This window comes from Variovorax sp. W2I14, assembly GCF_050435205.1.
Classification (GTDB): Bacteria; Pseudomonadota; Gammaproteobacteria; order Burkholderiales; family Burkholderiaceae_C; genus Variovorax; species Variovorax paradoxus_C.
In genome coordinates, this window is record NZ_JBNDJX010000001.1 from 5,757,535 (window position 1) to 5,772,380 (window position 14,846).

Annotated in this window: 13 protein-coding genes; 5 read left to right on the plus strand and 8 right to left on the minus strand. The window is 66.5% G+C overall.

Annotation, left to right across the window (positions count from 1 at the left end):
- Positions 1-111 precede the first annotated feature (111 nt).
- Positions 112-1,629 carry an AMP nucleosidase gene (locus QF040_RS26905; RefSeq protein ID WP_429613543.1) on the minus strand — a complete coding sequence of 506 codons (1,518 nt, stop codon included), beginning with the start codon at positions 1,627-1,629 and terminating at the stop codon, positions 112-114.
- A gap of 61 nt (positions 1,630-1,690) precedes the next feature.
- Here QF040_RS26905 and QF040_RS26910 point away from each other — a divergent pair, with 61 nt between their 5' ends.
- Positions 1,691-2,590 (plus strand): ketopantoate reductase family protein, encoded by a 900-nt coding sequence (locus QF040_RS26910; protein ID WP_429613544.1) that lies wholly within the window; start codon positions 1,691-1,693, stop codon positions 2,588-2,590.
- 112 nt (positions 2,591-2,702) lie between these two features.
- Here QF040_RS26910 and gorA read toward each other — a convergent pair whose 3' ends face one another.
- Complete coding sequence (gorA, locus tag QF040_RS26915; protein WP_429613545.1) at positions 2,703-4,061, minus strand: glutathione-disulfide reductase; 1,359 nt, start codon at positions 4,059-4,061, stop codon at positions 2,703-2,705.
- A gap of 125 nt (positions 4,062-4,186) precedes the next feature.
- Here gorA and QF040_RS26920 point away from each other — a divergent pair, with 125 nt between their 5' ends.
- Complete coding sequence (locus QF040_RS26920) at positions 4,187-6,220, plus strand: PEP/pyruvate-binding domain-containing protein (RefSeq protein WP_429613546.1); 2,034 nt, start codon at positions 4,187-4,189, stop codon at positions 6,218-6,220.
- Between the two features lie 66 nt (positions 6,221-6,286).
- Here the strand turns inward: QF040_RS26920 and QF040_RS26925 are convergent, their stop codons facing one another.
- Positions 6,287-7,039 carry a DUF4240 domain-containing protein gene (locus QF040_RS26925; RefSeq protein WP_429613547.1) on the minus strand — a complete coding sequence of 251 codons (753 nt, stop codon included), beginning with the start codon at positions 7,037-7,039 and terminating at the stop codon, positions 6,287-6,289.
- Positions 7,036-7,965, minus strand: coding sequence for a LysR family transcriptional regulator (locus QF040_RS26930; RefSeq protein WP_429613548.1), 930 nt, complete (start codon positions 7,963-7,965; stop codon positions 7,036-7,038). Before QF040_RS26930 ends, QF040_RS26925 begins: the two co-directional genes overlap by 4 nt.
- A gap of 121 nt (positions 7,966-8,086) precedes the next feature.
- Here QF040_RS26930 and QF040_RS26935 point away from each other — a divergent pair, with 121 nt between their 5' ends.
- Positions 8,087-8,839, plus strand: a complete 753-nt coding sequence (locus QF040_RS26935; protein ID WP_429613549.1) for a glucose 1-dehydrogenase — start codon at positions 8,087-8,089, stop codon at positions 8,837-8,839.
- Between the two features lie 72 nt (positions 8,840-8,911).
- Here QF040_RS26935 and QF040_RS26940 read toward each other — a convergent pair whose 3' ends face one another.
- The 3 genes from QF040_RS26940 to QF040_RS26950 all read right to left on the minus strand — a co-directional run bounded on the left by QF040_RS26940 (position 8,912) and on the right by QF040_RS26950 (position 12,726).
- Positions 8,912-10,891 (minus strand): TRAP transporter large permease, encoded by a 1,980-nt coding sequence (locus QF040_RS26940; RefSeq protein ID WP_429613550.1) that lies wholly within the window; start codon positions 10,889-10,891, stop codon positions 8,912-8,914.
- The gene (locus tag QF040_RS26945) at positions 10,888-11,517 is read right to left on the minus strand and encodes a TRAP transporter small permease subunit (RefSeq protein WP_429613551.1); all 630 of its coding nucleotides are present in this window, start codon (positions 11,515-11,517) and stop codon (positions 10,888-10,890) included. The genes QF040_RS26940 and QF040_RS26945 overlap by 4 nt, the downstream gene beginning before the upstream one ends.
- Positions 11,518-11,610: 93 nt before the next feature.
- Positions 11,611-12,726 (minus strand): TRAP transporter substrate-binding protein, encoded by a 1,116-nt coding sequence (locus QF040_RS26950; protein WP_429613552.1) that lies wholly within the window; start codon positions 12,724-12,726, stop codon positions 11,611-11,613.
- 219 nt (positions 12,727-12,945) lie between these two features.
- On the opposite strand from QF040_RS26950, the gene QF040_RS26955 reads away from it, so the two are divergent.
- Positions 12,946-13,356, plus strand: coding sequence for a rhodanese-like domain-containing protein (locus QF040_RS26955; RefSeq protein ID WP_429613553.1), 411 nt, complete (start codon positions 12,946-12,948; stop codon positions 13,354-13,356).
- Positions 13,357-13,467: 111 nt separating this feature from the next.
- Here the strand turns inward: QF040_RS26955 and lysM are convergent, their stop codons facing one another.
- Entirely contained in the window at positions 13,468-13,929 is a 462-nt protein-coding gene (lysM, locus tag QF040_RS26960; protein WP_176661842.1) for a peptidoglycan-binding protein LysM, read from the minus strand.
- A gap of 134 nt (positions 13,930-14,063) precedes the next feature.
- Here lysM and QF040_RS26965 point away from each other — a divergent pair, with 134 nt between their 5' ends.
- A complete protein-coding gene (locus QF040_RS26965) occupies positions 14,064-14,840 on the plus strand; it encodes a type III pantothenate kinase (protein ID WP_041943082.1) in 777 nt (258 codons plus the stop codon).
- Positions 14,841-14,846 lie beyond the last annotated feature (6 nt).

The window sequence follows — 14,846 nt, forward strand, 5'->3', positions numbered from 1 at the left end:
TTTGTTTCCGGTTGTTTTCAAAAGTAACCGGATGATGTCCGCGAAATGTGCAAAACACCTGCGCGAGCGACTAGGTAGAAACCCTGAAAAGGGCCTGCCCACTGCCAACTATTACTGGAAAGCGACCTCCGCGAAGCTGCGCAGCTTGCGGCTGTGCAGCCGGCTCGAGCCCTCTTCCCGAAGGATGTCGATGGCCCGCATGCCGATGCGCAGGTGCTGCTCCACCCGCTCGCGATAGAAGTGGTTGGCCATGCCGGGCAGCTTGATCTCGCCATGCAGTGGTTTGTCGCTCACGCACAACAAAGTGCCGTAGGGCACGCGGAAGCGGAAGCCGTTGGCCGCGATGGTCGCGCTCTCCATGTCGAGCGCCACCGCGCGGCTCTGGCTGAAGCGGCGCTGCGGCTGGTTGCCGGGCAGCAACTCCCAGTTGCGGTTGTCGGTGCTCGCCACGGTGCCGGTGCGCATGATCTTCTTCAGATCGGGGCCTTCGTAGCGCGTGATGTCGGCCACAGCCTTCTCCAGCGCGAGCTGGATCTCCGACAGCGCAGGAATCGGCACCCACAGCGGCAGCTCTTCATCGAGCACATGGTCCTCGCGCACATAGGCATGCGCCAGCACGTAGTCGCCCAGCTGCTGCGTGTTGCGCAGGCCCGCGCAGTGGCCCAGCATCATCCAGGCGTGCGGGCGCAGCACGGCGATGTGGTCGGTGATGGTCTTGGCATTGGCCGGGCCGACGCCGATGTTGGTCATCGTGATGCCGCTGTAGTCCTCGCGCACCAGGTGGTAGGCCGGCATCTGCGGCAGCCGCGGCGGCGCGGTGCCCTGGCTGCCATCGAGCAGGTGGCCGAAGGTGGCGCTTGCGCCCGCATCGAGCCCGCGCCGGCGCGTGACCACATTGCCCGGCTCGATGAAGGCGATGTACTCGCTGTTCTCGTCGGCCATCGCTTCGTGGCCGAGGCGTACGAACTCGTCGATGTAGAACTGGTAGTTGGTGAACAGCACGAAGTTCTGGAACCACTCGGGCGCGGTGCCGGTGTAGTGGCGAAGGCGGTGCAGCGAGTAGTCGACCCGCGCGGCCGTGAAGAGCGACAGCGGCTGCGCTTCGCCGTCGCGTGCCTCGTAGGTGCCGTTGGCGATGCCGTCGTCCATCACGCCCAGGTCGGGCAGGTCGAACACGTCGCGCATCAGCGCGCGGCGGTCTTCGCTCATGGTGCCTTCGATGTGGTCGTTCTCGGCGAACGAGAAGTGGATCGGAATCGGCTGCGTGCTGGTGCCGACCTCCAACTCGACCTGGTGGTTCTCCAGCAGCAGGCGGAACTGGTCGAGGTAGTAGCGCGAGAAAAGATCGGGCCGCGTCAGCGTGGTCTCGTAGCGGCCCGGCCCGGCGACAAAACCGTAGCTCAGGCCCGCATTGGCCGGCGGCGTGTGGCGCGAGACGGTGTGCGTATGCACCCGCACGAACGGGTAGCAGGCCCGCACCCGGCCCGGCAGCGCCTCCCCGGCCACGAAGCGCAGCATCGACTCGCGCAGATGGGCGAGCCCGCTCTGGTAGATCGCCTTGACCTGTTCGAGTGCGGCAGCGGCGTCGGTGAAGCGGGCGGGGGCGACGAATGTGGGCATGTAGGGCATGGCGGCATTGTGCAATGGGCGGTTAACCTTTAGCCGGACGGACAACCAAGGAAACGAACCGATGAAAGTCGCAGTCATGGGCGCCGGCGCAGTCGGCTGCTACTACGGCGCCATGCTGGCGCGTGCGGGGCATGAAGTGGTGCTGATCGGGCGGCCTTCGCATGTGGACGCGGTTCGCGCGAACGGCTTGCGGTTGGAGACGAAGACCTTCGACGAGCAGGTGCGCCTCGGTGCGAGCATCGAAGCGAGCGCGGTGCGGGGCGCTGATCTCGTGCTGTTCTGCGTGAAATCCACAGACACCGAATCAGCCGCCGCGCAGATCAAACCGCATCTCTCGCCCGATGCGCTGGTGCTCACGCTGCAGAACGGCGTGGACAACGACGAGCGCGTGCGTTCGGTGCTTTCGAATGAAGTCGCGGCGGCCGTGGTCTACGTGGCCACCGAGATGGCCGGCGCCGGTCATGTGAAGCACCACGGTCGCGGCGAGTTGGTGATCGCCCCATCGCGCGCGAGCGAACAGGTCGCACAGCATCTGATCGCCGCCGGCGTGCCCACCCAGATATCCGACAACGTGCGCGGCTCGCTCTGGGCCAAGCTGATCCTGAACTGCGCCTACAACGCGCTGTCGGCGGTGTCGCAGCTGCCTTATGGCGAACTCGTGAAGGGCGTGGGCGTGAACGACGTCATCCGCGACGTGGTCGCCGAATGCCTCGCCGTGGCGGCAGCCGAAGGCGTCGTCATTCCGGGCGACACCGATGCGGCGATCCGCGCCATCGCGCAGTCGATGCCCTCGCAGTATTCATCCACCGCGCAGGACCTCGCACGCGGCAAGCTCAGCGAAATCGACCATCTCAACGGCCTGGTCGTGCGCCGCGGCGAAGCGCTCGGCGTGCCCACGCCCGCGAACCGCGTGCTGTTCGTGATGGTGAAGCTGCTAGAAGGCAAGCAGCAGCCTCGTTGAAGTTCGTCTTTTTCGTGGAACACCGCGGAACCGGCTTTGCCGGGCCGCAGGTGTTGCCCCCGGTAGGGGGTTGGCGAAGCGACACGAAGTGCGCGAAGCCTGGGGGCGAGCCCTATCCAGGCATGGGTTCGCGCATCGTCACGAACTCTTCGGCGCCCGTCGGGTGGATGCCGATGGTGCTGTCGAAGATCGCTTTCGTCGCGCCCGCGCGCATCGCCACCGCGAAGCCCTGCACGACTTCGCCCGCGTCCGCGCCTACCATGTGCAGGCCCACGACGCGGTCGCTCTTCTTGTCGACCACCAGCTTCATGAACGTGCGTTCGCTGCGGCCCGAGAGCGTGTGGCGCAGCGACTTGAACTCGCTCGAGAATACCGTCACCTCGCCGAACTTCGCGCGCGCATCGAGCTCGGTGTAGCCACAGGTGCCGATGTTCGGGTGGGTGAACACGGCGGTCGGAATGAACTCGTAGTCCATGCGGCGCTTGCCTTTGCCGAACAGCGCATCGACCACCACCATCGCCTCGGCGAGCGCGACCGGCGTGAGCTGCACGCGCGTGGAGACATCGCCCACCGCGTAGATCGACGGCACCGACGTGCGGTAGTTCGCATCGACCGCGATCGCGCCGTTCTCATCGAGCTTCACGCCCGCCGCTTCGAGGCCAAGGCCCTCTGTGTTGGGTACGCGGCCGGTGGCGAAGAGCACGGTGTCGGCCTCGATCTGCTGGCCGCGCGCAAGCGTCACGACCAGGCCGTTCGGACCGCGCGCGATCAGCGAGGCCTCGCAATTCAGGCGCACGTCGACGCCCGCCTTGCCCATCTCGTTCGCGAGGAACTGGCGCACGTCGTCGTCGAAGCCGGTGAGCAGGTGCGCGCGGCGGTGCAGTTGCGTCACCTTCGAGCCCAGCCCGTTGAAGATCGATGCGAACTCGCAGGCGATGTAGCCGCCGCCCACCACCAGCAGGCGCTTGGGGAACGGGTCGAGATCGAACATCGCATCAGAGGTCACGATGTGCTCGCGCCCCGGAATCTCCGGCACATAAGGCGTGCCGCCGGTGGCCACGAGCAGATGGCGCGCGGTGTGGCGCTTGCCGTCGATTTCCACCGTGTGGCCGTCGACCAGCTGCGCCCATCCGGTGACGAGCGTGACGCCCGAGTTCTTCAGCAGCGACGCATAGATGCCGTTGAGCCGGCCGATCTCCTTGGCGCGCTGGGACTTGAGGTGCGCCCAGTCGAACTGCGGCTCGGCGGGCAGCTTCCAGCCGTAGCCCGCGGCTTCCTCGAAGGATTCGGCATAGCCCGCTGCATAGCTGTAGAGCTTCTTCGGGATGCAGCCCACGTTGACGCAGGTGCCGCCGAGGTCGGCGGCTTCGGCCAGGCCCACGCGTGCGCCCGTCTGTGCCGCCATGCGCGCGGCGCGCACGCCGCCGCTGCCGCCGCCGATGACGAAGAGGTCGAAGTCGAATGTGGGCATGAGAAGAAGCTCCTTTCGGGCGACTGTAGCGGCCGGTCGATGGCAGTGCTGCCGGCGGGACTTGGCGCGATGCGGCCCTGCCGGAACGCGAGCGAGAATTCGCCCTGCAACGAGAGGGACACTCCATGAAGAACAACAGCACCCCACATCGCGCGCGCAAGGTGCCGGCCTGGTTATCGGCACTGGCGTTGAGCGCGGTGGCCATCGCACCCTTGCCGGCCGACGCGCAACTTGCGGCCAAGCCTTCCTTCTACCGACGGCAGGTCGAGCCGCAGCCCGAAGGTCCAGCGGCACCATCCGTGCCGCGCCCCGCGGTGGCCACATCGCTGCCGGCTTTGCGCAGCCAGGGCGACTTCGACGCGCTCGCTCGCGTCTACGACCCCGGCACGCCGATGCAACTGGCCCATGTGCTGTTCGTCGTCGACCGCCAGGCCAAGCCGGTGCGCACCCACTACATCGACACGCCGCGCTACCAGTTGCATGTGCGCTTCGTGCGCGACACCGGCCTTTCGCCGCGCGCGGGCAAGCGCGAGATCGACCGCAACTACCTCGTGCCAGATCGCCGCTTCCTGTTCGGCACGCTGAGTTGGCAACAGAACATCGGCACCTTCACCTACGAATTCTGGGAAGGCGACCGGCTCACCGTGCCCCTGCTGAAGCAGGCCGACGAACAGGTGAAGGCCAGCTTCTTCGCGCCCGTGAAGTTCAAGACCAACTCCACGCTGCACGAGCGCGTCGCCAAGGAAGCGGGCATCGATTTCGTGAGCCAGGAGGCGCTGATCCGGGAACAGCCCTACATGCCGATGAACCTCGGCACAGCGACGGGACGCGTGCGCATCGTGAACGATGCATCAGGCCTGAATGCGCTCCTGCCCGACGACATCGCCGTGCTGCGCCAGGTGCCGATCAACCTGCCGCCGGTCGCGGGCGTGCTCACCGAGCGGCCATCGACCGCGCTCTCGCACGTCAACCTGCTGGCCAAGGGCTGGGGCATTCCGAATGCCTATGTGCGCGATGCCGCGACCGTGCTGCGCGAGCATGCGGGCCGGTGGGTGGCGCTCAAGGTCGCGGCTTCGGGTTATCAGTTGCGCCGTCTCACTGCGGAAGAAATCGCAGCGCTCCCGCCGCGTGCCGTGCGCACCGCGGCTACAGGCGCGGTGCCCGGCAGCGACCGGGCCGTGAAGCCCGACCTGCGAGAGACCCGCCTGCTGCCGCTCGCCTCACTGCGTGCGCGCAACAGCGCGCAGTGCGGCTCCAAGGCCGCGAACCTCGGCGCGGTGCTGGCCGCGCGCATTCCATCGACCACCGTGCCCGATGGCTTCTGCATTCCGTTCGCGCACTACGACCGCTTCATGCGAACCAATGGCCTGGCCGACCGCATTGCGCGCATGCAGCAGCAACCCGGCTTCGTGAGCGATCCGCAGCAGCGGCAGAAAGCGCTGGCGCAACTGCGCGACGAGATCGTGAAGTGGCCCGTCGATGCCGCCACCGCGGCGTCGTGGCGCGCCGCATGGCAGTCGCAATTGGGCGGTGGCGGCGTGTTCGTGCGCAGCTCGTCCAACTCCGAAGACCTGCCCGGCTTCAGCGGCGCGGGGCTCTACACCACGGTGCCCAATGTGAAGACCGGCGACACGCTCGAGCTCGCGGTCAAGAAGGTCTGGGCCTCGGTGTTCAACCCGGAGGCCTGGGAGGCGCGCAGCGCCGCGGGCTTCGGCGCCGAGTCGGTGCTGATGGGCGTGTTCGTGCAGACCGCCATCGATTCGGCCAACGCCGGCGTGATGATCACGCGCGACCCGTTCGACGCGGGTCACCCGCACGTCACCTACATCTCGGCCAAGCGCGGCATCGGCATCCGCGTGGTCGAGGGACAGCGGGTGGCGGAGCAGGTGATGTATTCGAGCTGGTCGAAGGCGATCCAGGTGCTGAGCCGCTCAGCGGAAGAGACGGCGCTGCAGTTGGACAAGGACGGCGGTGTGAAGGAGGTGCCGGTGGAGCAGGGGCGCAACGTGCTGACCGATGAGCTGGTAGTGCGGCTTGCCAATGTGGGCGCGGCTGTGAAGCGCACGTTCAATGCGGTCGATCAGGACATCGAATGGGCGACGGTGGGCGATCGCATCGTGCTGTTGCAGGCGCGGCCGTATGTGGAGAGGCGGCGCTGACAGACAAGCGCGTTCAGCGCACGCTTTTCTCCAACCCCGGTATGGATGCGGCCGGGCGTTGCTCCGCTACTGAAGCTTGTATTTGGATGCCAGTTTGGGAAAGAGCTTGGGTAGGTCGGACTCCTTCCACTCCTTCCCCTGGGGCTGGGTCAGCTCCGCTTTGAAATCCCGGTCAAGTTCGCCACCGCCTTTTTTTGCAAATGCCTTCGACGCTGCAGAGCCAAAGAGCTCGAGTTCGAAGTATTCGCGGCGTGGAATCGCTGCCAAGGAGTCGGGAGCCGCGAGTGCACTCTCGAACAATTGCCTGCCTTCGGAAATCAACCAGTCGCGAAAGTACCTGAAGCCATCGTCCGAGCAGCCGCCGTTCATCACGTAGGCGGCACCCCACAGGTCCCAGCGGTTCGCTTTCAGCAGTTGTTGCTCGTACTGCTTCTGAAAGGCCTGGATGGTGTCGAGCGACAGCGAAACCAGGATGAGTTCCAACGCGGAAGGCCGCCGGTTCAGGTCGACACCCGCCGCCGCCTTTGACTTCTCGATGATCGTCCAGAACATGTGTTCCTCCATCGGCTTGGCGTTTGCAGGCTGCGCTGAATGAACGATGCCAAGCCCGGAGCTCGCGGCAAGTATCACGAGCAAGCGCATCGCATCGCGACGACATTGATTCATGCGTGGACCCGGTTGGTTGTTGTTGGCGCTGGGTAGCGAGGCGTAGATAGCTGCCGCGCGCTGCGCCGAATTCTTCCACATCAATCGTGCGTATTTGGCGGCGGCTACAGCCTTGCCGCAGCCATGCGTGGAGCGGCGGCGCTGATCGCTCACCCCGGCGCCATCGCCTTCCCGACATGGTCGGCAAACGCCTTGACCTTGGCCGAATGCCGGCGCTCCTGCGGACTCACCAGGTGGATCGGCACCGTGACCGTTTCCCAATCGGGCAGGAGCCGCTGGAGCTCGCCGCTCGCGATCTCCTTGTCGAAGAGCCACTCCGGCGAATAGCCGATGCCCATGCCTGAGAGGATCGAGGCGCGCATCACCTCGCTGCTGTTGGTCTGCAAGTTGCCTTCCACTTGCACGGTGCGCTGCGTGCCCATCGGCTCCGGCGCGCCGGGGCCGGCCGTGAAGGTCCAGGCACTGCGCATTGCCACCTCGGTATAGACGATGCAGTTGTGCTGCAGGAGGTCCTGCGGCGCGGCGGGCGCTTTCGTTCCCTTCGTGCCCTTCGACTGTGCGCGCAGGTAGCTGCGATGCGCCACCAGCACCCGCTTCGTCGTGCCGATGCGCCGCGCGAGCAGGCTGCTGTCGCGCAACTCGCCAAGACGCACCGCCACGTCGATGCCTTGCTCCACCAGGTCGATGAATCCGTCGTGCAGCCGCAGGTCGATCTTCACGTCGGGGTTTGCTGCGAGGAACGACCGCACCAGCGGCATCAGCTTGAGGCGCCCGAAGCCCACCGATGCCGCCACGCGCAGCCATCCGGTGAGCTGCTGCTCGCCACGGCGCAGCGCGCCTTCGGCCTCCGCAATCTCGGCGACCAGGCGCTGCGCCTCCTCGAAATAACGCGCGCCCTCTTCGGTGAGCGCCAAGGAGCGCGTGGTGCGGGCCAGCAGCTTCGCGCCTAGGGCGCGTTCGAGCGCGGCGACCTGCTTGCTCACCGCGCTTTGCGTGGCGTCGGACTCGTGCGCCACGGCCGAGAAGCTTCCCGCCTCGACGACCCGCACGAAGGTCTTCATCGCTTGCAGCTTGTCCATTCGATGCACTCCATTCATGCCTGATCGGACTGAATGATATGAGTGCTACCTGTCTATATCAATCGAATGGAATCAATCAAAGTTCATCCATCGCAGCACCTCACCACCGAAGGAACCCGAAATGAACAATCCACCCGTCGTCCTGATCACAGGCGCGCTGACCGGCATCGGCCGCGCGACCGCCCTCGCATTCGCCCATGAAGGAAGCCGCATCGTCGTGAGCGGCCGCCGCGAGGAGGCTGGCCAGGCGCTCGCCGCCGAGTTGCGCGGCCTGGGCGTGGAGGCCGAGTTCCTCCGCGCCGACGTGCGCTTCGAAGCCGAGATCCGCAGCGTGGTCGAGCAGACGGTGGAGCGCTTCGGCCGCCTGGACGTGGCGGTCAACAACGCCGGCACCGAAGGCGAGCTGGGCGCAATCGCCGAGCAGACGGCCGCCAACTACGAAGCGACCTTCACGACCAACGTGCTCGGCACGCTGCTGTCGCTCAAGCACGAGATGCGCGTGATGCTCGCGCAGGGCTCGGGCGCCATCGTCAATCTCTCTTCGGTCGCGGGGCAGGTGGGCATGGCGGGCGCATCGGTCTACGTGGCGAGCAAGCATGCGGTCGAAGGCCTCACCAAGAGCGCCGCGCTCGAAGGCGCCGCTGCGGGTGTCCGCGTGAACGCCGTGGCGCCTGGCCCTGTGGCCACCGAGATGCTCGACCGCTTCGTCGGCGGCAGTCAGGACGCCAAGGCGGGCTTCCTCGCCACGATTCCCGCGCGCCGCGCCGCAACGCCCGAGGAGATCGCCCAGACCATCGTGTTCCTCGCCAGCGACAAGGCGCGCTACCTCACCGGGCAGCGCATCGCCGTCGATGGCGGCTACACGGCGCAGTGACGCACCGTTCCATCGCCTGACCGTGGCGACGGTGGCGGAGTCCTCAGGCCCGTCACTGCCGCCGCACCGGGGCTACTTGTACAGAAGCTGCGGCAGCCACAACCCGATCTGCGGCCACATGTAGAGCAGCACGATCGCCAGCACCTGGATGCCCATGAACGGCAGCATGCCCAGGAAGATCTGGTTGAGCGTGACATGCGGCGGACTCACCCCCTTCAGGTAGAACGCCGCCATCGCCACCGGCGGCGAGAGAAACGCGGTCTGCAGGTTCATCGCCACCAGGAGCCCGAAGAACAACGGATCGACCCCGAAGTTGTCCAGCAACGGAATGAAGATGGGCATGAAGATCACGATGATCTCGGTCCACTCCAGCGGCCAGCCCAGCAAGAAGATGATCACCTGGCTCAGCACGAGGAACTGCACCTTCGTGAGGTTCATGCTGAGCACCCACTCCTCCACCAGTGCCTGGCCGCCCAGCAGCGCGAACGCCGCCGAGAAGATGGCCGAGCCCACGAAGAGCCAGCACACCATGGCCGAGGTCTTGGCCGTGAGGAAGACCGACTCCTTGAGCACCGTGAGGTTGAGCCGCCGGTAGGCGGCGGCCAGCAGCATGCCGCCGAGCGCGCCCATGGCCGCGGCCTCGGTCGGCGTGGCCAGGCCCAGCACGATCGAGCCGAGCACCGAGAGGATCAGCAGCATCAGCGGGAAGAACGACGCCAGCAGCATCTTGAAGATCTCGAGCCGCGCGAAGCTCAGGAACAGGTAGAAGAGCGCGGTGATCGCGCCGAACACCGCGAAGGTCGCGATCCACCAGGTGGGGGCGGCACGGTACGTCGGGCCTTCGGCCGCTGCGGCGGGTGCGCCCGCCGATGGCTGCGCGCCGGGTGGCGGGGCGAGCGTGGACGAATTCGGTGCCGCCGGCGGCGGCGATGCGGCCTCGCCGCTCGGCGGCTCCTGCAGTCCGCCGTCGCTTGGCGGTTCCTGCAATCCGCCTTCCGCCGGCGGCTCCTGGAGCCCGCCTTCGGCCGGCGGTTCCGCGAGGCCGCCAGAGCTTGCGCCACTGCTGCTGCTCCCGCGTGCGGCGCCGATCTCCTCGATGTCATAGCGCGCCTCGGCCTCGACGGTGGTCACCGCGCGGTAGCTGAAGCCGGCCAGCAGCGCGAACACGATGGCCGGCAGCGCCACGATGGCGAGTTGCCGCAGCACGTGCGAGAACGGCACCTCCGCATTGCGCCGGCCCTTGAGCAGCCCGACCAGCGCGTGCGCCGTGGGGCTGTCGGCCAGCCGCTGCGACATCGGCGGCAGCGGCACCACGCGATCGGCCGCAGACAGCGGCGGCGCCCACTGGGGCTTGAGCTTCGCGATCAGGATCACGTACAGGATGTACAGGCCCGCCAGCATCACGCCCGGAAAGAACGCGCCCGCATAGAGCTGCACCACCGACACGCCGGCTGTCGCGCCGTACACGATCAGCAGCACCGAGGGCGGAATCAGGATGCCCAGGCACCCGCCCGCGGTGATCGCGCCCGCCGCGAGCGGCACGCTGTAGCCGCCGCGCAGCATCGCGGGCAGCGCGAGCAGCCCCATCAGCGTGACGACCGCGCCCACGATGCCGGTGGCCGTGGCGAAGATCGTGCAGGTGACCAGCGTGGCCACGGCGAGCGCGCCCGGCAGCCGCGCGAGCGCCAGGTGCAGGCTCTTGAAGAGCGACTCGATCAGGTTCGCCCGCTCCACCAGGTAGCCCATGAAGACGAACAGCGGCACCGCGATCAGCACGTCGTTGGCCATCGTCTTGTAGGCCGACTGCACCATCAGGTCGAGCGTGCGGTGCCAGTCGCGGTCGTAGGCCATGAAGGTGAAGAGCATCCCCATGCCCATCAGCGTGAACGCGGTGGGAAAGCCCAGCATGATCGCCACCACCACCAGCGACAGCATCAAAAGGCCCAGGTGGCCGTTGGTGATGGTCTCGGCGCGCAGCAGCACGGTGGCGGCGCCGATCACGATCAGCGCCATGAAGGTGAGGCCGAACCAGAGTTCGCGGCGGATCTTCATCGCGCAGCCCCCCCGGCTTCCTTGGCGACGACCACGCGGTCGAGCGCGGCGATGTCTGCGTCCTTCACGTGCACCATTTCCTTGAGCTTCTCGACGTCGACTTCCTCGACGTCCTGTTCGCGCGAAGGCCAGGCGCCGTCGCGGATGCACTGCACGCAGCGGATGATCTCCACGATGCCCTGCAGGAGCAGCGTGAAGCCCGCCAGCGGGATGATGAACTTGAACGGATACAGCGGCAGCGGCTCGGCCGAGAACGTCTGCTCGCGGATCGCGAGCGATTCGCCTGCGTAGATCCAGCCGGCCCAGGTCAGCGCGACGATGCCGGGCAGGAAGAAGACGATGTAGAGCACCAGGTCGACCAGCGCCTGCGTGCGCGGCCGGAAGAATCCGTAGAGCACGTCGCCGCGCACGTGGCCGTTCTTGGAAAGCGTGTACGCCCCGGCGGTCATGAACATGGCGCCGTACAGCATGATCTGCGCGTCGAGCACCCACGCATGCGGATGGTTCAGCACATAGCGCGAGAACACCTCCCAGCTGATCAGGAGCGTGAGCAGCAGGGCGCACCAGGCGAAGGTCTTGCCGATCCAGGTAGAAAACCGGTCGACCGCCAACAGGAAAGATTGCATCGGAACGAGCTCCTCGCCGCGCTCCGGGCGCGGCTTGCGTGCAGGCATGAAAAGAGGGCACCCCGCGGGTGCCCTCGCGTCACAGGAAGCGCATCAGGACTTCTTGGCCTGCCGTCCGAAGTAGTGGTTGTAGGCCATCTTGAAATCGACCGAATAGTCGTTCTGCCACTGGCCCGCGCGCTCGGCAAAGGCGCGCTGCGAATCGAGCACCTTCTTGAAGAGCGCGTTCTCGGCCGACTTCTTTGCGATGGTCTTGTCCCACGAGGCGAGCTGCGCGCGCAGCACCGAATCGGGCGTCTTGTAGAACTTGATGCCGCTCTTCTTCAACTCCTCGTAGTCCTTGGAGTTGCGGTCGATCGCCTTCCAGCTCATGTCGGCGCTCGCGGCCTGCGTGGCGTACTCGATCACCGCCTTGAGTTCGGCCGGCAGCGCGCGCAGCTTGGGGCCGTTCCACAGCACCTCGAACTGCTCGCCGCTCTGATGGAAGCTCTGCAGCATGCAGTTCTTCGCCACATCGGGAAAGCCCAGCACCTTGTCGCTGGAGGCGTTGTTGAACTCGGCCGCGTCGATCAGGCCGCGGTCCAGCGCGGGCACGATCTCGCCGCCGGGCAGCGGGTTCACGGCCGCGCCCATGTCGGTGAACACGTCCACGGCGAGGCCGACGGTGCGGAACTTCAGGCCCTTCATGTCCTCGGCCTTGGCCACCGGCTTCTTGAACCAGCCCAGCGGCTGCGTGGGCATCGGCCCGTAGAGGTAGGAGGCCACGTCGAGGTTGAGGCTCTTGTAGATCTCCTCCATCAGCGCCTTGCCGCCGCCGTAGGTGTGCCAGGCCAGGACCATGTTGGCGTCCATGCCGTAGCCGGGGCCCGAGCCCCAGAGCGCGAGCGCCGAGTTCTTGCCGTACCAGTACGCGACCACGCCGTGGCCGCCGTCCAGCGTGCCCTTGGCTACCGCATCGAGCAGCTGGAAGGCGGGCACGACCGAGCCCGCCGGCAGCACCTCGATCTTCAGGCGGCTGCCCGCCATGTCGTTGACCTTCTTGGCGTAGTCCTGCGCGTACTCGTGGAAGATGTCCTTCGCGGGCCAGGTGCTCTGGAAGCGCAGCGACGTGGTCTGCGCCATGCTGACCATCGGCGCCGACATGGCGCCTGCGGCCACGGCGGCACCTTTCAGAAGGTTGCGGCGGCGGGGTGACTTGCTCTCTGTCATGTTGTCTCTCTCCATACAAGTTCTGACTGACCGAAAAAATCCTGCCCGCTCTTGGAGTTATGTTTGACAGGCCCAGGCCCGATCTTTGGCGCGCGCGAAAACGCGACAAACAGGGTTTTCACGAACTGGTGAAAAATTCCACCATCCGGCCGGCCCCAGGCAAGGTAAAGATGCGGCGGCCCGCGAGGTAACCCTAATGAAATGGAAGGACGCAAAGAGATGACTGAACCCGTTGGTGAAAAAGGCTATGCCGGCGACGTGACGCCCGAACAGGCGGCGCAATGGCAGGCCAGCGGCGAGGCCGTGCTGGTCGACGTGCGCACCGATGCGGAGCGCGAATGGGTCGGCTACGTGCCCGGCGCCGTGCCATTGGCTTGGAAGCAATGGCCGGGCATGGCGTTGAACCCGGCGTTCGACGAGGGCGTGCGCGCTGCCGGCCAAGGCGGCAAGAAGCTGGTGCTGCTGTGCCGCAGCGGCGTGCGTTCCATTGCCGCCGCCAAGCGCGCCACTGAACTGGGGCTGGAGGCCTACAACATCCTCGAAGGCTTCGAGGGGAATCCGGATGAAAGTGGCCACCGTGGGCAGATCGGCGGGTGGCGCAAGCGTGGGCTGCCTTGGAAGCAGAACTAGCGTTCGGGGCGGCACTCACGCCGACGGGGGCCTGTGCACCCGGCCCGAACAGGAGCAAAAAAACAAAAGGCCCACCGTTTCCGGTAGGCCTTTTCATCGCTGGCTAAAAGATCAGAGCGCTGGAATCCGCAGCTTCTGCCCCGGATAGATCTTGTCCGGATGCGACAGCATCGGCTTGTTCGCCTCGAAGATCGCGTTGTACTTGTTGGCGTCGCCGTAGTACTTCTTCGAGATGGCCGAGAGCGTGTCGCCCTTCACCACGTCGTGGTACTGCGCGGGCGGTGCGGCGGGCGCGACCAGATTGTTCTCCACGCTCGTGACGTTGGCCACGTTGCCCGCGGCGAGCGAGGCTTTCTCGCTGGCTTCCTGCGAGGGCGCCTGGCCCGCCAGGGTCACAACGCCGCTGCTGGCGGTGTAGGTCACTTCGAGCCCGGTGAGGCCGAGGTTCTGTGTCTCGATGTAGGTCTTGATGGCGGCTGCGGCCGCAGTGTTCGCATCGGGCGTGGCCGCCTGGGCCGACGAGCCGCCGAACAGTTTTTCACCGGCTTCCTTGATGAAACTGAGCAATCCCATGGTGTTCTCCTTGTGCCGTGGTGGATGGAATTTGCGAATGTAGCGGCGGAACGCCGAGGCGGGGCGTAGTCCCATGCCGCGTGTGTCGGCGACGTGCCAGCATGAATAACAACAAAGTCGCAATAATCCCGCGCATGGCATCCCCCTTCCTCGCAATCGACATCGGCAACACCCGCCTGAAATGGGCGCTCTACGACGGGGCGCACCCGGGCGCCGCGTTGCAGGCCTCGGGCGCGGAGTTCCTGGACCACATCGAACGATTGGCCGATGGCCCCTGGGCCGACCTGCCCGCACCGGGTTCCATGCTCGGCTGCGTGGTGGCCGGCGACACCCTGCGGCGCCGCGCCGAAGAGCAGATCGTCGAGCGCTTCGACTGCACGCCGCGCTGGGTCGTGTCGAGCGCCGGCGAGGCCGGCATCGTCAACGGCTACGACCATCCCACGCGCCTGGGCGCCGACCGCTTCGTGGCGATGATCGGCGCGCGCCACCGCATGCTCGCGCAAGGACCGGCGCGGCCGATGGTGGTGGTGCTGATCGGCACGGCCGTCACGGTGGAAGCGATCGATGCCAGCGGCAAGTTCCTCGGCGGGCTGATCCTGCCGGGCCACGGCATCATGCTGCGCGCGCTCGAATCGGGCACCGCGGGCCTGCATGTGCCGACCGGCGAGGTGCGCGAATTTCCCACCAACACCAGCGATGCGCTCACCAGCGGCGGCACCTACGCCATTGCCGGTGCGGTCGAGCGCATGGTGCAGCACGTGCGCTCGCATTGCGGCGAGGAGCCGGCCTGCTTCATGACCGGTGGTGCGGGCTGGAAGATGGCGCCCGTGATGAACGGCCACTTCGAACTTGTCGAGAGCCTGATCATGGACGGCCTGCTGGTGATTGCCCGCGAACGGGCCGCCGCCTGAACTGAA